The organism is Pseudomonas sp. ArH3a (genome assembly GCF_022648765.1).
Taxonomy (GTDB): Bacteria; Pseudomonadota; Gammaproteobacteria; order Pseudomonadales; family Pseudomonadaceae; genus Aquipseudomonas.
The window spans coordinates 3,593,746-3,612,691 of sequence record NZ_CP080330.1; the positions used below are offsets into that span (position 1 = coordinate 3,593,746).

Below are 18,946 nucleotides of genomic sequence, written 5' to 3' on the forward strand. Positions count from 1 at the left end.
CCATCGAAACTTACCCGTCAATGGCGGCCAAGGCGGCTTTGCGGTTTAGCTGAACCCTAGCTGTCTACCTGTCAAATAAACGAGTTTTTCATCCGCCTTTCATATTCGTTCAACAATTTTGCGCTTAATCTTGGCCGCAGGACTTGAGAACAAGCCGCGCGTTCTATGACTAACGTGTTGATTCGGCTTTATCTTTCACAAATTTGGTCTTTACTCTGCTAGCCCATGGAAGAAAACATTGCCCTTCCCAGGAATGTCGAATGAACACTGCATACCCACGCTACGTTTAATCAGTTTTCTGAATCTCCAGCCGCTGATGACTGCTGTTTTCAACGCTCCAACCTGCTCTTGCCCCGAGGTCATGAATCTTTGAAACCCTACCCTATTCATTGCGTGTCGATCGTTATCCCGGTCTACAACGAACAAGAGAGCCTGCCTGAATTGCTGCGTCGCACGACGGCAGCCTGCAAGCAACTGGCCTACGAATACGAAATCATCCTGGTGGATGATGGTAGTCGCGACAATTCCGCCCAATTACTGGAAGACGCCGCCGCGCAAGACGGCAGCAACGTAGTGGCGGTGATCCTCAACCGTAACTACGGCCAGCATGCGGCGATCATGGCCGGCTTTGAGCAGTGCCGGGGCGAGGTGGTGATTACCCTCGACGCCGACCTGCAGAACCCGCCGGAAGAAATCCCGCGCCTGGTCGAACAAGCCGCCTTGGGCTACGACGTGGTTGCCACCGTACGCAACAACCGCCAGGACTCGGCTTTCCGCCGCTGGCCTTCGCGCCTGATCAACTTGGCCGTGCAGCGTTCCACCGGCGTGGCCATGACCGACTACGGTTGCATGCTGCGCGCTTACCGGCGCACCATCGTCGACGCCATGCTCGCCTGCCGCGAGCGCAGCACCTTTATCCCGATCCTGGCCAACGGCTTTGCCCGCCACACCACCGAGATCCTGGTGCACCACGCCGAGCGTGAACATGGCGAGTCCAAATACAGCCCGATGCGCCTGATCAGCCTGATGTTCGACCTGCTGACCTGCATGACCACCACGCCATTGCGCCTGCTGAGCATTGTCGGCTTCAGCATGGCGGCGTTGGGCGTGCTGTTCGCTTTTGCCTTGATCGTCATGCGACTGGCCTTCGGTGCCACTTGGGCGGGCGACGGTACTTTTGTGCTGTTCGCCGTATTGTTCGTGTTTACCGGCGGCCAATTCATCGGCATGGGCCTCTTGGGTGAATACCTGGGCCGCATGTACAGTGACGTTCGTGCCCGTCCACGGTTCTTTATTGAAAAAGTGCTGCGCAACCAACCGGCAGCACCGGCTCCAGTCGTCGTCGTTGATGGCCTGGTGTCCTCCCATACCTCTACTTCTCCTTCCGATCAGGTTTCGTCATGAATTCAAAAGCTGTTGTCTTCGCTTACCACGATATTGGCTGTGCAGGCATTGAAGCCTTGCTCACCGCCGGCTACGACATTGCTGCCGTGTTCACCCATGCCGACGACCCCAAGGAAAACAATTTCTACGGCTCCGTCGCCCAACTCTGCGCCCGCAACGGCATCCCGGTGCATGCGCCGGAAGACGCCAACCACCCACTGTGGATCGAGCGTATTGCCAAGCTGAACCCGGACTACATCTTCTCCTTCTACTACCGCAACCTGCTGAGCGAGCCTTTGCTGGCCACCGCCAGCAAAGGCGCGTTCAACCTGCACGGTTCGTTGCTGCCTAAATACCGTGGCCGCGCGCCGGCCAACTGGGTGCTGGTCAACGGCGAAACCGAAACCGGCGTGACCCTGCACCGTATGGTCAAGCGTGCTGACGCTGGCGCGATCCTGGCCCAACAGAAAGTCATCATTGACCGCACTGACACCGGCCTGACCCTGCACGCCAAACTGCGTGACGCCGCCGCCAACCTGCTGCGCGACGCGCTGCCGCAACTGGCCCAAGGCAAGCTGGCTGAAACCGCCCAGGACGAAAGCCAAGCCACCTACTTCGGCCGCCGCACCGCCGCCGATGGCAAGCTGGACTGGAAAAAACCGGCTGAAGAACTGTTCAACCTGGTTCGCGCCGTGACCCAGCCGTACCCGGGCGCTTTTTGCGCGGTCGGCGAGCACAAACTGATCGTTTGGCAAGCTGAAGTGGTCAAGGGCAACGAAGGCCTGGCGCCAGGTCGCGTGATCAGCGTCAACCCACTGCGCATTGCCTGCGGTCAAGACTCGCTGGTGGTCAAGTTCGGCCAACGCAACGCCAACGGCCTGTACCTGGCTGGCCCTTCCCTGGCTGACGAGCTCGGCCTGGTCGACGGCTCCGTGCTGCGCGGCGCCGAGTCCGGCCGCAAGCCACGTCGTACCCGCGTGCTGATCCTGGGTGTGAACGGCTTTATCGGTAACCACCTGTCCGAGCGCCTGCTGCGTGACGACCGTTACGAAATCTACGGCCTGGATATTGGCTCCGACGCCATCGAGCGCCTGCGCAACCACCCTAACTTCCACTACGTGGAAGGCGATATCAGCATTCACTCCGAGTGGATCGAGTACCACATCAAGAAGTGCGACGTGGTCCTGCCGCTGGTGGCCATCGCCACGCCAATCGAATACACCCGTAACCCGCTGCGCGTGTTCGAGCTCGACTTCGAAGAGAACCTGAAACTGGTTCGCTACTGCGTCAAGTACAACAAGCGCGTGATCTTCCCGTCGACTTCCGAAGTCTATGGCATGTGCCAGGACCAGTATTTCGACGAAGACACCTCCAACCTGGTGGTGGGCCCGGTCAACAAGCAGCGCTGGATCTACTCGGTCTCCAAGCAACTGCTGGACCGCGTGATCTGGGCTTACGGCGACAAAGGCCTGAACTTCACCCTGTTCCGTCCATTCAACTGGATGGGCCCACGCCTTGACCGCCTGGACTCGGCCCGTATCGGCAGCTCCCGTGCGATCACCCAGCTGATCCTGAACCTGGTGGAAGGCACGCCGATCCGCCTGTTCGACGGTGGCGAGCAGAAGCGCTGCTTCACCGACATCGCCGACGGCATCGAAGCCCTGGCGCGCATCATCGATAACGACAACGATGTGTGCAACGGCCAGATCATCAACATCGGCAACCCGGAAAACGAAGCCAGCATCCGTCAGTTGGGCGAAGAGCTGCTGCGTCAGTTCGAAGCTCACCCGTTGCGCAGCAACTTCCCGCCGTTCGCTGGTTTCCGCGACGTCGAAAGCAAGGCGTTCTACGGCACCGGTTACCAGGACGTGGCACACCGCAAGCCAAGCATCGAAAACGCCAAGCGCCTGCTGAACTGGGAGCCTACCGTTGAGATGAGCGAAACCATCGGCAACACCCTGGATTTCTTCCTGCGCGAAGCCATGCTTGAAATCGCGGACAAGAAATAATGAAGGCAGGCTTGCGCATCGACGTCGACACCTACCGTGGCACCCGTGAAGGTGTGCCGCGGTTGCTCGAATCCCTGGATGAAGCCTCGGTAAAAGCGACGTTCTTCTTCAGCGTCGGGCCGGACAACATGGGGCGCCACTTGTGGCGCCTGATCCGTCCGCAATTCCTGTGGAAGATGCTGCGTTCCAATGCCGCCGGGCTGTACGGCTGGGATATCTTGCTGGCCGGCACCGCCTGGCCGGGCAAGCCGATTGGCCGTGACCTGGGGCATTTGATGCGCCAGGCCAAGGCTGCTGGGCATGAAGTCGGCCTGCACGCGTGGGACCACCACGGCTGGCAGGCTAACACCGGGCGCTGGAGCGATGCACAGCTGGTCGAGCAGATCCGCCGTGGCGTCGACACCTTGAGCGACATCCTCGGTGAACGCATCGACTGTTCAGCGGCTGCCGGTTGGCGTGCCGATGAGCGCGTGGTGCAAGCCAAGCAAGGTTTCAACTTTCGCTACAACAGCGATTGCCGGGGCACCAGCCTGTTTCGTCCAACTCTGGCCGATGGCAGCGCGGGCACCCCACAAATTCCGGTAGACCTGCCGACCTTCGACGAAGTCGTCGGGCCGGTAGTGGCTGCCAAAGACTTCAACAGCTTCATTCTTGACCGCTTTACCGAATCGAAGCTGAACGTCTACACGATCCACGCAGAAGTAGAAGGGATTCTGATGGCTGATGATTTTCGCCAGCTGCTCGCCCAGGCCGGGCAGCGCGGCATCGACTTCAACCCCCTGGGCGACCTGTTGCCTGCGGATGTGAGCACCCTGCCCCAGCAACAGCTGGTGCGCGGTGCACTCAGTGGCCGCGAGGGTTGGCTCGGAGTGCAACAGGCATGATCCGGCGCTGGGCATTGCCCCTGCTCCTGCTGGCGTTTGGCGCGTTTTACCTGTTACCGCTGGCCACCCACGGCCTGTGGATCCCGGATGAAACCCGTTACGCGCAGATCAGTCAGGAAATGCTGCTGACCGGCAAGTGGGCCTCGCCGCACTTCATGGGCATTCGCTACTTCGAAAAACCGGCTGCCGGCTACTGGATGATCGCGCTGGGCCAGGCGATCTTCGGGCAAAACCTGTTCGGCGTGCGGTTTGCCTCAGCCTTGAGCACCGGGCTGAGCATCCTGCTGGTGTACCTGGTGTCGCGCAGGCTGTGGAACGACCCGCAAAAAAGCCTGGTCAGCACCGTGCTGTACATGAGCTTTGTCAGCGTGGCGTTGCTCGGCGGCTACGCCAACCTGGACCCGCAATTCACCTTCTGGGTCAACCTGACCGGCGTTGCGCTGTGGTTCTGCTTCGACAGCACCACGCGCCGTGGCCGTTTATGGTCTTGGGCCTTGCTCGGCTTTGCCTGCGGCATGGGCTTTATGACCAAGGGTTTTCTCGCCTGGCTGCTGCCGGTGCTGATCGCCCTGCCCTACGCCATCTGGCAGAAACGCTTTGGTGAACTGCTCGGTTACGGCGTGGTGGCGGTAGTCGTCGCCATTGTTGTCAGCTTGCCCTGGGCGCTGGCCGTGCACCTGCAAGAGCCGGACTACTGGAACTTCTTCTTCTGGCACGAGCATATCCAACGCTTTGCCGGTGACGATGCCCAGCACGCCGAACCGTTCTGGTACTACCTGCCGCTGATGGTCGCGTTCTCGTTGCCCTGGGTTGCCTTGCTGCCGTCCACGGTCAAACAGGCATGGCTGGACAAACGCCTGCCCAAAACCGCGTTCCTGCTGCTGTGGCTGTTGATGCCCCTGGCGTTCTTCAGCCTGGCCAAAGGCAAGTTGCCGTCCTACATCATGCCGTGCCTGCTGCCGCTGGCTTTGCTGATGGGTTCAACCCTAAGCAACAAGCTCGCCCAGGGCCATGGCCGCGCCTTGCGCATCAACGGTTGGCTGAACTTGAGTGTCGGTGTGCTGGCCGTGTTGGCGCTCAGTTGGTTCCAATTGAAGAAGCCGGTGTACGAACACGGTGAGGAAACCCTCAGCTTGGTGCTGGTGTTTGCCTGCTTGTTCGGCTGGATCCTGGTCAACCTGCTGCAAGCCGCTCGCCCTTTGAAACTGTGGGCCGCGCCGCTGATCGGCAGTGGTTTGCTGGTACTGCTCGTACCGGCCGCACTGCCCCACTCGGTGGTTTACAACAAGATCCCGGATCAGTTCATCATCGACCACCAGCAGGAATTGCAATCGACCACCGCCTTGCTCAGCAATGACTTGGGCGCGGCGTCGGCCTTGTCCTGGCGCCTGGGGCGTCCGGATGTCGCGCTCTACAACACCGTCGGTGAAGTGAAGTACGGCATTGCCTACGCAGACACTGCCCACCGCAAGATCGGCACCACTCAGGTCCAGCAATGGATGAGTGATGCGCGTAAGCAAGGGTCGGTCGGTGTGGTCATGCGGGTCAAGGGCGACGATGAAGTCGCTGAAGTGAACCTGCTGCCCCAAGACGGCAAGCGTTACGAGCAAGGCAATCTGGTCATCCTGATATTCCCACAGGCCGCGCCATGATCACGCTGGTTCTTTTATTAAGCGCGTGCCTGCTTACGTGCATGGGCCAGGTTTCGCAGAAGTTTGCCGTGGAAAGCTGGCGCGACCAGCCGGACGGTTGGGCGCCAAAGCTGCGTTCGCCTTGGCTGTGGTCGGCGCTGGTGTGCCTGGGCCTGGGTTTGCTGGTATGGCTTTTGGTGTTGCAGCGCCTGGAAGTGGGCATCGCCTACCCCATGCTCAGCCTTAATTTTGTACTGGTCACGCTGATGGCGCGGTTTGTCTTTCATGAACACATCGATGGCCGTCACTGGCTGGGTGTGGCACTGGTCATCGGCGGTGTGGTGTTGCTAGGGCGTCACGTATGAGCCGGGTTCAAGGCTTTGCCCTGGCGTTGGGCAGCGTCGGCCTGGTCAGCGCCGCCCAACTGGGCATGCGCTGGAGCATGACGCGCCTGCCGCTGCCTGCCGAATGGCTGAACGCGTTCAACAGCAATGCCATCGACCTCGGCGCCTTGGGCGTGGTGATCCTGGCGATCATCGCCTATGCGCTGTCGATGCTTTGCTGGCTTGGCGCACTCAAGCACCTGCCGCTGGGCCGCGCCTATTCGCTGCTCAGCATCAGCTACGCGTTGGTCTACCTGCTGGCTGCCAGCCTGCCGGTGTTCAACGAAGATTTCTCGCTTTCGAAAACCCTGGGGGTGGCGCTGGTCATCCTCGGTGTTCTGGTCATTAACTCTCGTCGTGCTAGCGTTGCAAGCCCCAGGAATGCCCCATGAAAATCAGTGTATTTGGTAGCGGTTACGTTGGTCTGGTGCAGGCCACCGTATTGGCCGAAGTCGGTCACGATGTGATCTGCATGGACGTGGACAAGAGCAAGGTCGAGTCGCTGCAGAAAGGCCACGTGACCATCTTCGAGCCGGGTCTGGCAGCCATGGTCAAGGAAAACCTGGAAAGCGGACGCCTGCACTTTACCTTTGATGAAAAACTCGCGGTTGAACACGGTGAAGTGCTGTTCATCGCCGTGGGCACACCGTCGGACGAAGACGGTTCGGCCGACCTCAAATACGTGCTGTCGGTGGGCGACGCCGTGTCCCGCCACCGCGTGGAGCCGGTGATCCTGGTCGAGAAATCCACCGTTCCCGTCGGCACCGGTGACACCTTGCGCGCGCACATTGAAAAGAGCCTGCGCGTGGCCGGCCGCCACTTGGAGTTCGATATCGTCTCCAACCCGGAATTCCTCAAGGAAGGCTCGGCCGTGGCCGACTGCCGTCGCCCGGACCGCATCATCATCGGCTGCGAGCGTGAAGAAGTGCGTGAAGTGATGCGCGATCTGTACGCGCCGTTCAACCGCAACCACGACCGCATCATCTTCATGGACCTGCGCAGCGCCGAACTGACTAAGTACGCCGCCAACTGCATGCTGGCCACCAAGATCAGCTTTATCAACCAGATCGCCGAACTGGCCGAGCATCTGGGCGCCGACATCGAAGCCGTGCGCCTGGGCATCGGCGCCGACTCGCGCATCGGCTACCACTTTATCTACCCCGGTTGCGGCTATGGCGGCTCGTGCTTCCCCAAAGACATGCGCGCCCTGATCCACAGCGCCAAGCAAGCCAACTGCTCCAGCGACCTGCTCGAAGCCGTTGAGGCCATCAACCAGCGCCAGAAGAGCAAGCTGTTCGAACGCGTCAACGCCTACTTCAAGGGCAACTTGCAGGGTAAAACCTTCGCCTTGTGGGGCCTGGCGTTCAAGCCCAACACCGATGATATGCGCGATGCGCCAAGCCGTGTGCTGATGGAAGCCCTGTGGGCAGCGGGCGCCCATGTGCGCGCGTTTGACCCTGAAGCCATGCAGGAAACCCAGCGCATCTACGGCGACGAGTCGCGCCTGACCCTGCTGGGCACGCCGGAATCGGCGTTGAGCGGCGCTGATGCGCTGATCGTCTGTACCGAATGGCAGCAGTTCAAGGCACCGGATTTCGACCTGATCCACACTCGCCTGAAAAACCCGGTGATCTTCGACGGCCGTAACCTGTACGACGGCGAGCGCCTGGCACGCAAAGGCTTCAAATACTTCCCAATAGGGCGAGGTGACTCCTGCGAACTGCCGATCCCTCAGCAAAACTGGGTGCCGCAGGTCAAGGAAGCCTGAGACGTGAATAGAGCTCAACCGCCCCTGCTCACCGCAACGATCCGCCACCAGTCGCTGGGGCTTGGGCTCCTGGCCCTGGTGCTGTTTATAGTGGGTAACTGGCACCAGGCGATTATCGGGTTTGACTCGCGCTTTGTGCTGTTTGCCCAGGAAATGCTGCGCCATGGGCCGAGCTTCTTCCCCACGACCTATGGCCAGCCCTACGCCGACTACCTGGCGACCTCGACGTTGCTGACGTGGGTCTTGTCGTTGCCGTTCGGCCAAGTCACCAGCTTGACCGCGTGGTTGCCCACCTCCATCGCTTCGGCGCTGATCGTCACGCTGGTGTATCGCCTGACAGCGCCCTACTCCACGCGCTGGGGCCTGCTGAGCATCGCGATGTTGCTGCTCAGCAGCACCTTCATCAGCGAAACTCGTGCGGTGTCGCTGGACCAGATGCTCGCCGCAGTCGCTTTGGCGGTGTTCTACCTAGGTTATGCGCATGATCACTTCGGCGCGGCTAAACGCCTGCATTGGCTGTTCCTGCTGCTGATTATCGGCTTTGCGGTGCGTGGGCCGATTGGCCTCGTGATCCCCACTGGCGTGCTGTGCAGCTATTACCTGCTCAACCGGCAATGGCGCCAACTGTTCACCTTCGGCTTGATTGCCTTGGCGTTGCTGGCGGCGTGTGTCGGTTTGTTGCTGCTGCTGGCCAAGCTCAGTGGTGGCGAGGACTTCATGCAGGACGTGATCCGCATGCAGTTCCTGGGGCGTATGGACGGCACCGAAGGCTCCAGCGGCGTGCTGTATTACTTCACCAGTTCCATGGGCAATTATGCCTTGGCTTACCCGCTGGCCTTGTTGGTGCTGCTGGCCGTGGCAGTCGGTGGGCGACGGGCGCCAGATCCGGCATTGCAGCTGGTGCTCTACTGCGCGGCCGCCGGTTTACTGGTGATGCTCGGTTTGTCGGTACCCCAGGCGAAAAAGGCCCGTTACATCCTGCCGATGCTCCCCATGGCGGCGATCATCGCGGCCTACCCGTTCCAGGTCAGCCAGGGGCGATTGTTCGCCGGGTTGCGCGGCTTGATGCTGGGCATCTGGACGCTGTTGCCGGCATTGTTGGTGATCGGGCTGGTGGTGGCGCGCAAGCGTTACCCGGAACAGTTGAGCAGCCTTGGGCTGATGTTCACGCTATTGGGCGTGCTTCAGGTACTGGCGCTGCTGGCCGTGTTGAAACCGCGCTTGCGACCATTGGCCCCGGCATTCGCGGCGGTACTGGCGTTATGGTCGACCTACATTGTGGTGGTCGAACCGTTGGAGCGCACGCTCTACGACACCCGCACGTTCAGCCTCGCGGTCAAGGCTCAGATCCGCCAACAGCCGGCACCGGTGATACTGCATGGCTTGGGTAAAGATGCCAAAGCCATCAAGTTCATGGTCAACTTCGGATGCGATAAGGTGCCGTTGTTTACCCAAACGTCCGCTGACCTGACGCCGCTGCAAGGGCCTGCCTGGCTGGTGATGAGTGCAGCAGACTTTGAGCGCTTACAAGACCCGCGCTTGCGCACGCTCACCCCGACGCTCACTGGGGAGTTCGACAAAGACCCCTATGTGTTGCTGCATCTGGCGAGGGCGCCCGCGCCTTGATCGCGTTTATAGCGGCTGTTTAACAAACAACGCCCACTCTTTCAGGAGTGGGCGTTTTTCGTCATAACCACCAAGAAACCCCCTACATAGCTATGCGTAACGGCTGTCGCGCGTTGTCTTCCGACGCTTGGAACCCAAATGTAGACTCGTTGCCCAGTGCATTAACTATCTACTGCCCCGATCTCGGGAGGCTGGGGTAAGTGCACATTGGATAACAACAAGGACGCATTAGGCCATGCGACACACAGTGACTTACTTCATTAAGAGGGCAATGCCGTGCCGGAAGATCTCTTGCTTATTCCTCTGCCGAGGCTGGATCGGTTGATGGAACTGCGTGACGCCCTGGTGGCGTTGAAGGGGCCGCTGGCCGACGACCCCGCGCTGCTGGAAAACCTGCAACGACACCTGTTCAACGAAGAGGCGGATACACGTGTATTGGGACGCCTGAGTACTGCACGGGCAGAGAAGGAATGCCCTGCTCCATTCGACGAAGCCACTTGACTGCATTATCTTTGTATTCAACCCTCATTAATATGCATTGGCGCGCTGGCATTCGGGGCGGCACACTGTGCGAGTTCCTCCCCCAACCGTTGGAACTTTCAAAGGGCTTTTCCGGGTGACCTGATCAGCCTTTTTTTTCGCCTGCTGTTTATGGACCCCTTCGATGCTCGCTCGCTGGTTACCCGCTGCAATCAACACCCGCCCCGCCGAATGGAGCCGCGCCGCAATCGGCATGGCCCTGGGCACGCTGTTCAGTGTCTGGGTGTGCGCCCAGCTGTTTGGCCTGGAGGTGGCCTTGCACTTGCTCGGGCCGCTGGGGGCGTCAGCCGTGCTGCTGTTTGCAGTGTCATCCGGCGCGCTGGCCCAACCGTGGTCGATCATCGGCAGCTATTTATGCGCCGCTGTCGTGGCGCTGCTGATCGCGCGGGTACTGGGGCGCACCTTGGGCAGTGCCTGCCTGGCAGCGGGCATGACCGTTATCCTGATGTGCTGGCTGCGTTGCCTGCACCCACCTGCCGGTGGCCTGGCCATGACCCTGGTGCTCGCCGACCCGGCGTCGATTGCCCTGGGTTGGCAGGAACTCGCACCGGTCATGCTCGGCGCGGGTGCGCTGCTGGCGTGTGCGTTGGCGTATAACAACGTCACCCGCACGCGTTATCCCAAAGGTACAGTCGACTCGCCGGCCGTCGTCCTGGGCAATGCCACGCAGGTCGCTGACCCCTCGATAACGGCGGCCGACTTGAAGCAGGCGTTGGCCGAGATGGAGCAGTTCTACGATGTCGCACCGTCCGAACTCGAACAGCTGATCCACGCGGCGCAAGGCCATGCGCGACGCCGCAGCATTGGCGAAGTGCTGGCCAGTCGACCTGCTGCATAAATGCAAAAACGACCTGCATGATTCACGGTTGTACTGGGCAAATTTGCACTGGTAGGATCACGAGAGGGTTCGCCCGCGAATATCTTGATAAAGAACAATAAAAGCAGGGAGTTACAGATGACTGCTCAGGTTTCATCCGAAGCAAGCCGCGCCGATACTCTTCAGGAAGAAGTGCTGGCCGAGGTGCGCAACCATATCGGCCACCTTACCCTCAACCGCCCCGCTGGCTTGAATGCCATTACCCTGCACATGGTCCGCAGCCTCGCCTCGCAACTGCAGGCCTGGGCGGATGATCCGCAAGTCTATGCCGTGGTCCTGCGCGGCGCTGGCGAAAAAGCCTTCTGTGCCGGGGGTGACATCCGTTCCCTTTACGACAGCTTCAAGAACGGCGACAGCCTGCACGCCGATTTTTTCGTCGAAGAATACGCCCTCGACTTGGCCATTCATCATTACCGCAAGCCCGTACTCTCCTTGATGGACGGGTTCGTCCTCGGCGGCGGCATGGGCCTGGTGCAAGGCGCCGACCTGCGCGTGGTCACCGAGCGCAGTCGCCTGGCGATGCCGGAAGTGGCCATCGGGTATTTCCCGGACGTGGGCGGCAGCTACTTCCTGCCCCGCATTCCTGGCGAACTGGGGATTTACTTAGGCGTGACCGGTGTACAGATTCGCGCCGCCGACGCTCTGTATTGCGGGTTGGCGGACTGGTACTTGGACAGCGCCAAGTTCGCCGACCTCGACCAGAAGCTCGACCGCCTGCAATGGCAGGACTCGCCGCTCAAGGACCTGCAAGGTGTACTCGCCAAGTTGGCCGTGCAGCAATTGCCCGATGCACCGTTGGCAGCCCTGCGCCCGGCCATCGACCACTTCTTCGCCCTGCCGGACGTGCCCAGCATTGTCGAGCAGTTGCAGCAAGTCACCGTCGCCGACAGCCATGAATGGGCGTTGACCACCGCCAACCTGATGCAAACCCGCTCACCGCTGGCAATGGCCGTCACCCTGGAAATGCTCCGTCGTGGCCGCCGCCTGCCGCTGGAGCAGTGCTTTGCGCTGGAGTTGCACCTGGACCGCCAATGGTTCGAGCGCGGTGACCTGATCGAAGGCGTTCGGGCCTTGATCATCGACAAAGACAAAAGCCCGCGCTGGAACCCGCCCTCGATTCACGGGTTGGACGCAACCCATGTGGAAAGCTTCTTCCACAACTTCAAGCAGGTTGGGAGATAAGCCGTGCAAGACATTGAATATACTGAAGAACAAGTAATGATTCGCGACATGGCGCGCGACTTTGCCCGTGGCGAGATCGCCCCGCACGCCCAAGCCTGGGAAAAGGCCGGCTGGATCGATGACGCCTTGGTCGCCAAGATGGGCGAACTGGGCCTGCTGGGCATGGTGGTGCCTGAAGAATGGGGCGGCACTTACGTTGATTACGTCGCCTACGCTTTGGCGGTCGAAGAAATCTCTGCCGGTGACGGCGCCACCGGCGCGCTGATGAGTATCCATAATTCAGTCGGTTGCGGGCCAATTCTCAACTACGGCACACAAGAGCAGAAGCAAACCTGGCTGCCCGACCTTGCCAGTGGCCAGGCCATCGGCTGCTTCTGCCTGACTGAACCCCAGGCCGGTTCCGAAGCGCATAACCTGCGTACCCGTGCCGAACTGCGCGATGGCCAGTGGGTGATCAACGGCGCCAAGCAGTTTGTCAGCAATGGCAAGCGCGCCAAGTTGGCTATTGTGTTTGCGGTGACGGACCCGGAGTTGGGCAAGAAAGGTATTTCTGCTTTCCTGGTGCCCACCGAGACGCCGGGGTTTGTGGTCGACCGCACCGAACACAAGATGGGCATTCGTGCGTCGGATACCTGCGCGGTTACCCTCAACCAGTGCACGGTGCCCGAGGCCAATTTGCTCGGTGAGCGTGGCAAAGGCCTGGCCATTGCCCTGTCCAACCTCGAGGGCGGGCGCATCGGTATTGCCGCCCAGGCCTTGGGCATCGCCCGTGCGGCGTTTGAAGCGGCGCTGGCGTATGCGCGGGATCGGGTGCAATTCGACAAGGCGATCATTGAGCACCAGAGCGTTGCTAACTTGCTGGCTGATATGCAGACGCGCTTGAATGCTGCACGTCTGTTGATCCTGCACGCCGCTCGGTTGCGCAGTGCTGGCAAGCCGTGTTTGTCGGAAGCGTCACAAGCCAAGCTGTTTGCCTCGGAAATGGCTGAGAAGGTTTGCTCCTCGGCGATGCAGATTCATGGCGGGTATGGGTATCTGGAGGATTACCCGGTGGAGCGGTATTACCGGGATGCGCGCATTACGCAGATTTATGAGGGGACGAGTGAGATTCAGCGGATGGTGATTGCGCGGGAGTTGAAGAATTATCAGCTTTGAGGGGATTGGTGTTGTCGAGGGTCTGCTGGGTACATATCCGTTATTGGGGTGATGGCTGATATTGGTTCCGCTCTTACAGCCATGCCTTTCAAGGTCTTGGTTTAAAACATAAACAAATACTTTAGTCAGGATGACGAAACGATGTGGGAAAAGGTTCTAGAACGGTTTGAAAAGCAGGCGCCGGCCAGTGTCATGACCAAGCTGGTATTGGAGCAGGCCGTACCTGCCGAGTGGGTTGACAAGGTGTTCAATGACCACCGACAACGCCAGTACTCCCGTGAGCTCTTGTTTTCAACCGTTGTAGAGCTGATGTCCCTTGTTTCATTGGGCTTGAGGCCATCACTGCACGCTGCAGCGCGTAAGATGGAGGGCCTTTCGGTGAGCGTTGCGGCGCTCTATGACAAGATCAATCGGACCGAACCCGAGGTGCTTCGAGCCCTCATCTCAGGCAGCGCAGAGCGTTTAGAACCAACCATCAAAACGCTCGGCCACTCATCGATACTACCCGGCTGGCAGTTGCGCATTGTCGATGGCAACCACCTACCGGCCACTGAAAAACGTTTAGGCCCTTTGCGCAGCGAGCGAGCTGCGGCTCGCCCAGGGTTTTCCGTAGTGGCCTACGATCCTGATCTGGATTTAGTCGTCGATCTTCAGCCTTGGGAAGACGCCCATGCCAGCGAGCGGGTCAGTGTTCTACCGCTGTTGGCCCGCGCAAGCGCGGGTCAACTATGGATGGCTGACCGACTTTATTGCACGCTGCCTGTCCTGCAAGCCTGCGAAAACACAGGGGCCTCGTTCATCGTTCGCCAACACAGCAAACATCCACGTGTGATCCAGGAAGGCGACTGGCAAGAGTCAGGGACCGTCGACACCGGAACCGTTCGCGAACAAACCATCGAAGTAAAAGGCGGTCGCCGCTGGCGACGCGTTGAGTTGAGCCTGCAAACGGCAAATGACTCAGGTGATTTGGTGATGTGGTTCTGGAGCAATTTGCCCGACACCATCAGCGCTCGACAAATAGCTGATTTATACCGCCGCCGCTGGAGTATTGAAGGGATGTTCCAACGCCTTGAATCGGTGCTCGACAGTGAGATTAAGAGCCTTGGTAGCCCTAAAGCCGCGCTGCTGGGCTTCGCCTCGGCGGTTCTGGCTTACAACGTTTTGTCGGTTCTCAAACGCAGTGTGGAACAGGCGCACCGCGAAACGCAGCCAGCGAGTTGGGAGGCTTCGATTTACCATTTGGCGGTGCACGTTCGCAGCGGTTATGAGGGAATGCAGATCGCATTACCGGCGGAAAACTTCCCTCTCGAAAAGACCTCGCAAGGGTTGGCAGAGCGGTTACTGGCCCTGGCGAGGTTGATCAAACCTAAGGCCGTCGCGAAAAGCCCGCGCGGCCCTAAAATCGCCAAACCCAAGGAGTGGCTGGAAGGTAAGGCCGCACGGGCTCATGTTTCAACAGCTCGGGTGCTTAAGGCTGCCAAGTCGGATAAACAGACTTAAACACTGCTTTAAACGAACTTTTAAACGCAGACCTTGAAAGGCATGGCTCTTACAGCGGGTCACTTTTGGAAAAGAGCCCCAAAAGTAACCAAAAGGGCTCTTGCCCCACCACTCGGCACCTCGCTTAGGCTCGGTGTGCCCTCACTCCGGCTTGAATCCGTGGGCCGCCGCCATGGGCCATCCTTGGCCCATCGCGGCTAACCCGGCGTCCTGCCGGGTTACCCACGGATTCAAGCCTGCGTTCGGCCATCGTGGTTTAACGGGGCGCCTAAGATCAAGATCAAAAGCAAGAGCACGGCGGCCTAGTAGCCGACCTGAGTGGTAGAAGCAAAAGCAAGGCAGAAGCAGAGCAGAAGCAGATCTGCTTTTCTGTGGGAGCTGGCTTGTCGGATCGCCGCACCGCTGCGATGCAGACACCTCGGTCCATCAGGTACACCGAGTTGATACCATCGCAGGCAAGCCAGCTCCCACATTAGATTGAGTTCAGTTTCAAATATCAGGTCGGCTGTCAGGCCGCCTCGGTTTTGCTTTTGATCTAACCACTCAGGTCGGCTACTAGGCCGCCGTGCTCTTGCTTTTGATCTTGATCTTAGGCGCCCCGTTAAACCACGCTGGCCGAACGCAGGCTTTGGAGCGTGGGTAAACCGGCAGGACGCCGGTTTAGCCGCGATGGGCCAAGGATGGCCCATGGCGGCGGCCCACGGTCCAAAGCCGGAGTGAGGGCACACCGAGCCTAGGCGAGGTGCCGAGTGGTGGGGCAAGAGCCCTTTTGGTTACTTTTGGGGCTCTTTTCCAAAAGTGACCCGCTGTAAGAGCGGAACCCTACGAAGCCGTTACCGCAGCAACGGATATGCCCCCAACCGCAACCGCAACCCCACCCCTCCCCCCCCTTACCGATCCTTAAACTCAGGCGCCCGCTTACCCACAAACGCCGCCATCCCTTCCTTCTGATCCAGCGTCGCAAACGCCGCATGAAACACCCTGCGCTCAAAACGCACACCTTCAGAAAGACTCACCTCAAACGCACGATTAACGCTTTCCTTGACCATCATACTAATCGGCACAGATTTACCGGCAATCAAGGTCGCAACCTTCAACGCTTCCTCAAGCAATTCATCCGCCGGAACGATACGCGCCACAATCCCACACCGCTCAGCCTCCACCGCATCGATAAAGCGCCCAGTCAGGCACATCTCCATGGCCTTGGCCTTACCCACCGCACGGGTCAGGCGCTGAGTGCCCCCCATACCCGGCAGCACGCCAAGGTTAATTTCCGGCTGACCAAACTTAGCCCCATCACCCGCCAGGATAAAGTCGCACATCAACGCCAGTTCACACCCGCCACCCAGCGCGAAGCCGTTAACCGCAGCAATGATCGGCTTACGCCGGTTAGCCACCCGATCACTGTCGCTAAACAGGTCATCCAGATAGATCTGCGGATACGTCAGCTCCGCCATCTCCTTGATGTCAGCCCCGGCAGCAAAGGCTTTTTTCGAGCCAGTCAGCACGATGCACCCAATCTCAGGATTGGCCTCCAGCCCATCCAACGCCTGGTTCAACTCGCTGACCAGTTGCGCATTCAAGGCGTTCAACGCTTGCGGGCGATTAAGGGTAATCAGCCCTACGCGGCCCTGGACTTCGACCAAAATGGTGTCGTAACTCATGTATCGGCTCCTTAAAGATTGCGTGAGATGACCATGCGCTGGATATCGCTGGTGCCTTCGTAAATCTGGCAGACCCGCACATCGCGGTAGATCCGCTCCAAGGGGAAGTCGCTCAGGTAACCGTAACCGCCCAAGGTTTGCAAGGCGGCCGAGCAGACTTTTTCGGCCATTTCCGAGGCAAACAACTTGGCCATCGAGGCTTCGACCAAGGCCGGCTTGCCGCTGTCGCGCAGGGCGGCGGCGTAATGCACCATCTGCCGAGCGACGGCGATTTGCGTGGCCATGTCCGCCAGGCGAAATGCCACAGCCTGGTGTTCGATCAGCGCTTTGCCAAAACTTTCGCGCTCGCGCGCATAGTCACGGGCGGCCTCAAAGGCGGCACGGGCCATGCCCACCGATTGCGAGGCGATGCCGACGCGGCCACCTTCAAGGTTGGCCAGGGCGATCTTGTAGCCTTCGCCCTCCTCCCCAAGCCGATTGGCGACCGGCACCTTCACGTCCTCAAACAGGATCTGGCAGGTGTCGGAGGCATGCTGGCCAAGCTTGTCTTCAACCCGCGCGACCGTGTAGCCCGGCGAATCGGTGGGCACGATGAACGCGCTGATCCCACGTTTGCCGGCGGCCGGGTCGGTGACCGCAAACACAATCACAACGCCGGCGTTTTGCCCGGAGGTGATGAACTGTTTGCAGCCATTGAGCACGTAGTGATCGCCTTCCAGGCGTGCACGGGTTTTCAGGCTGCTGGCATCGGAACCGGCTTGCGGTTCGGTCAGCGCGAAGGCGCCCAGCATGGCGCCGCTGGCCAAGGGCTTGAGGAATTGCTCTTTCTGCTGATCGTTGCCGAATTTCAGAATCGGCACGCAGCCCACTGAGTTGTGCACGCTCATGATGGTCGAGCAAGCGCCGTCACCGGCGGCGATCTCTTCCAGGGCCATGGCGTAGGCCAGGTAGCCGGTGTCGCAACCGCCCCACTGTTCCGGCACCAACATGCCGAAAAAGCCCAGCTCGGCCATTTCGCCGATGGCTTGCGTTGGAAAACGGTGCTCGCGGTCCCACTCGGCGGCGAACGGTTTCAAACGCTCCTGGGCAAATTGCCGGGCCGCGTCGCTGATTTGCAGTTGTTCGTCATTGGGCAGCATAAAAAGTCCTTAATACACGCATTCGACGGCCATGGCCGTGGCTTCACCGCCGCCGATGCAAATCGCAGCAACGCCGCGCTTGAGGCCTTTCTGGCGCAGGGCCGAGAGCAACGTCACCAGGATGCGCGCACCCGAGGCACCAATCGGGTGGCCCAGGGCGCAGGCGCCGCCGTGAATGTTGACCTTGCTGTGCGGGATTTCCAGTTTGCTCATGGTCACCAGGCTGACCACCGCGAAGGCCTCGTTGATCTCGAACAGATCTACTTCGTCGAGGTTCCAGCCGGTCTTACTCATCAGCTTGCGAATCGCGCCCACCGGCGCCACCGGGAACAGCCCCGGCTCATCGGCAAATGCGGCGTGCCCATGGATCACCGCCAGTGGCTTGAGGCCGCGCTTGTGCGCTTCGGACTGACGCATCAAGAGCAACGCCGCCGCGCCGTCAGAAATCGAACTGGCGTTGGCCGCCGTCACCGTACCGCCTTCGCGGAACGCGGGTTTGAGGCTGGCAATCTTGTCCAGCTTGGCTTTCGGTGGTTGTTCATCATGCAAGATGGTTTTTTGCTCTTTGCCGACGGTGACCTGCACCGGGACGATCTCGGCGGCGAAGCTACCGTGGGTGATCGCCTGTTGGGCACGGGTCAGCGAGGCGATGGCAAAAGCGTCCTGGGCTTCACGGGTGAAGCCATTGTGCTCGGCGCAGTCCTCGGCAAAGCTGCCCATCAGTCGACCCTTGTCGTAGGCGTCTTCGAGGCCGTCGAGGAACATATGGTCGAGCACCTTGCCGTGGCCCATGCGGTAGCCGCTGCGTGCGCGGTCGAGCAGGTACGGTGCATTGGACATGCTTTCCATGCCGCCAGCCACCACCACATCGACACTGCCGGCCAACAATGAATCGTGGGCCAGGATGGTCGCTTCCATGCCCGAGCCGCACATTTTGTTGAGCGTGGTGCAGCGGGTGCCCTTGTCCAACCCGGCGCCCAACGCCGCCTGCCGTGCAGGTGCCTGGCCGAGGCCTGCCGGCAGGACGCAGCCGAACAGCACTTCATCCACGGCGTCCGGCGCAATGCCGGCTCGTTCGACGGCGGCGCGAATCGCGGCGGCGCCCAATTGCGGCGCGGTCAGCCCTTTAAGGTCACCCTGGAACCCGCCCATGGGCGTGCGTACGGCGCTGACGATAACGATCGGATCGTTCATAAAAATCCTCC

Annotated in this window: 16 protein-coding genes; 13 read left to right on the forward strand and 3 right to left on the reverse strand. The window is 60.1% G+C overall.

Features of this window, described 5'->3' with window-relative positions; translation table 11 throughout:
* The first annotated feature begins 369 nt into the window (after positions 1-369).
* From arnC to K0P33_RS16265, 13 genes are all read left to right on the forward strand, one after another.
* Positions 370-1,404 (forward strand): undecaprenyl-phosphate 4-deoxy-4-formamido-L-arabinose transferase, encoded by a 1,035-nt coding sequence (arnC, locus tag K0P33_RS16205; RefSeq protein ID WP_094952606.1) that lies wholly within the window; start codon positions 370-372, stop codon positions 1,402-1,404.
* A complete protein-coding gene (arnA, locus tag K0P33_RS16210) occupies positions 1,401-3,392 on the forward strand; it encodes a bifunctional UDP-4-amino-4-deoxy-L-arabinose formyltransferase/UDP-glucuronic acid oxidase ArnA (protein ID WP_094952607.1) in 1,992 nt (663 codons plus the stop codon). The genes arnC and arnA overlap by 4 nt, the downstream gene beginning before the upstream one ends.
* Positions 3,392-4,276 (forward strand): 4-deoxy-4-formamido-L-arabinose-phosphoundecaprenol deformylase, encoded by an 885-nt coding sequence (gene arnD / locus K0P33_RS16215; protein WP_242149522.1) that lies wholly within the window; start codon positions 3,392-3,394, stop codon positions 4,274-4,276. Before arnA ends, arnD begins: the two co-directional genes overlap by 1 nt.
* On the forward strand, positions 4,273-5,928 hold the full coding sequence (gene arnT, locus K0P33_RS16220) for a lipid IV(A) 4-amino-4-deoxy-L-arabinosyltransferase (protein ID WP_094952609.1): 1,656 nt from the start codon (positions 4,273-4,275) through the stop codon (positions 5,926-5,928). Before arnD ends, arnT begins: the two co-directional genes overlap by 4 nt.
* A complete protein-coding gene (arnE, locus tag K0P33_RS16225; protein ID WP_094952610.1) occupies positions 5,925-6,272 on the forward strand; it encodes a 4-amino-4-deoxy-L-arabinose-phosphoundecaprenol flippase subunit ArnE in 348 nt (115 codons plus the stop codon). The genes arnT and arnE overlap by 4 nt, the downstream gene beginning before the upstream one ends.
* Positions 6,269-6,682: a 4-amino-4-deoxy-L-arabinose-phosphoundecaprenol flippase subunit ArnF gene (arnF, locus tag K0P33_RS16230; protein ID WP_094952611.1), complete on the forward strand. Its 414-nt coding sequence runs from the start codon at positions 6,269-6,271 to the stop codon at positions 6,680-6,682. Before arnE ends, arnF begins: the two co-directional genes overlap by 4 nt.
* Positions 6,679-8,058 carry a UDP-glucose/GDP-mannose dehydrogenase family protein gene (locus K0P33_RS16235; RefSeq protein WP_094952612.1) on the forward strand — a complete coding sequence of 460 codons (1,380 nt, stop codon included), beginning with the start codon at positions 6,679-6,681 and terminating at the stop codon, positions 8,056-8,058. Before arnF ends, K0P33_RS16235 begins: the two co-directional genes overlap by 4 nt.
* Before the next feature lie 3 nt (positions 8,059-8,061).
* A complete protein-coding gene (locus K0P33_RS16240; protein WP_242149525.1) occupies positions 8,062-9,684 on the forward strand; it encodes a phospholipid carrier-dependent glycosyltransferase in 1,623 nt (540 codons plus the stop codon).
* 312 nt (positions 9,685-9,996) lie between these two features.
* Entirely contained in the window at positions 9,997-10,185 is a 189-nt protein-coding gene (locus K0P33_RS16245; protein ID WP_256589293.1) for a type VI secretion system contractile sheath small subunit, read from the forward strand.
* A 163-nt stretch (positions 10,186-10,348) separates the two neighbouring features.
* Positions 10,349-11,062 carry an HPP family protein gene (locus K0P33_RS16250; protein WP_094952614.1) on the forward strand — a complete coding sequence of 238 codons (714 nt, stop codon included), beginning with the start codon at positions 10,349-10,351 and terminating at the stop codon, positions 11,060-11,062.
* Positions 11,063-11,179: 117 nt separating this feature from the next.
* Positions 11,180-12,283, forward strand: coding sequence for an enoyl-CoA hydratase/isomerase family protein (locus K0P33_RS16255; RefSeq protein WP_242149527.1), 1,104 nt, complete (start codon positions 11,180-11,182; stop codon positions 12,281-12,283).
* A 3-nt stretch (positions 12,284-12,286) separates the two neighbouring features.
* Positions 12,287-13,438: an acyl-CoA dehydrogenase family protein gene (locus tag K0P33_RS16260; protein WP_094952616.1), complete on the forward strand. Its 1,152-nt coding sequence runs from the start codon at positions 12,287-12,289 to the stop codon at positions 13,436-13,438.
* Between the two features lie 192 nt (positions 13,439-13,630).
* Positions 13,631-14,938 carry an IS4 family transposase gene (locus K0P33_RS16265; protein ID WP_242149530.1) on the forward strand — a complete coding sequence of 436 codons (1,308 nt, stop codon included), beginning with the start codon at positions 13,631-13,633 and terminating at the stop codon, positions 14,936-14,938.
* 890 nt (positions 14,939-15,828) lie between these two features.
* Here the strand turns inward: K0P33_RS16265 and K0P33_RS16270 are convergent.
* Genes K0P33_RS16270 through K0P33_RS16280 form a run of 3 tightly spaced genes read right to left on the reverse strand, consistent with a single transcriptional unit; the run spans position 15,829 to position 18,935 of the window.
* The gene (locus K0P33_RS16270) at positions 15,829-16,602 is read right to left on the reverse strand and encodes an enoyl-CoA hydratase (RefSeq protein ID WP_094951832.1); all 774 of its coding nucleotides are present in this window, start codon (positions 16,600-16,602) and stop codon (positions 15,829-15,831) included.
* Positions 16,603-16,613: 11 nt separating this feature from the next.
* Entirely contained in the window at positions 16,614-17,741 is a 1,128-nt protein-coding gene (locus K0P33_RS16275) for an acyl-CoA dehydrogenase (protein WP_242149533.1), read from the reverse strand.
* Positions 17,742-17,750: 9 nt separating this feature from the next.
* Complete coding sequence (locus tag K0P33_RS16280; RefSeq protein ID WP_094951830.1) at positions 17,751-18,935, reverse strand: acetyl-CoA C-acyltransferase; 1,185 nt, start codon at positions 18,933-18,935, stop codon at positions 17,751-17,753.
* Positions 18,936-18,946: the final 11 nt, after the last annotated feature.

What these genes read in the sequence shown, in the direction of transcription:
- K0P33_RS16275 (WP_242149533.1), bottom strand. Translation starts at nt 17,741, where the DNA reads ATGCTGCCCAATGACGAACAACTGCAAATCAGCGACGCGGCCCGGCAA.
- K0P33_RS16270 (WP_094951832.1), bottom strand. Translation starts at nt 16,602, where the DNA reads ATGAGTTACGACACCATTTTGGTCGAAGTCCAGGGCCGCGTAGGGCTG.
- K0P33_RS16250 (WP_094952614.1), top strand. Translation starts at nt 10,349, where the DNA reads ATGCTCGCTCGCTGGTTACCCGCTGCAATCAACACCCGCCCCGCCGAA.
- arnD (WP_242149522.1), top strand. Translation starts at nt 3,392, where the DNA reads ATGAAGGCAGGCTTGCGCATCGACGTCGACACCTACCGTGGCACCCGT.
- K0P33_RS16280 (WP_094951830.1), bottom strand. Translation starts at nt 18,935, where the DNA reads ATGAACGATCCGATCGTTATCGTCAGCGCCGTACGCACGCCCATGGGC.
- arnT (WP_094952609.1), top strand. Translation starts at nt 4,273, where the DNA reads ATGATCCGGCGCTGGGCATTGCCCCTGCTCCTGCTGGCGTTTGGCGCG.
- K0P33_RS16235 (WP_094952612.1), top strand. Translation starts at nt 6,679, where the DNA reads ATGAAAATCAGTGTATTTGGTAGCGGTTACGTTGGTCTGGTGCAGGCC.
- arnE (WP_094952610.1), top strand. Translation starts at nt 5,925, where the DNA reads ATGATCACGCTGGTTCTTTTATTAAGCGCGTGCCTGCTTACGTGCATG.
- K0P33_RS16265 (WP_242149530.1), top strand. Translation starts at nt 13,631, where the DNA reads ATGACCAAGCTGGTATTGGAGCAGGCCGTACCTGCCGAGTGGGTTGAC.
- arnF (WP_094952611.1), top strand. Translation starts at nt 6,269, where the DNA reads ATGAGCCGGGTTCAAGGCTTTGCCCTGGCGTTGGGCAGCGTCGGCCTG.
- K0P33_RS16255 (WP_242149527.1), top strand. Translation starts at nt 11,180, where the DNA reads ATGACTGCTCAGGTTTCATCCGAAGCAAGCCGCGCCGATACTCTTCAG.
- arnA (WP_094952607.1), top strand. Translation starts at nt 1,401, where the DNA reads ATGAATTCAAAAGCTGTTGTCTTCGCTTACCACGATATTGGCTGTGCA.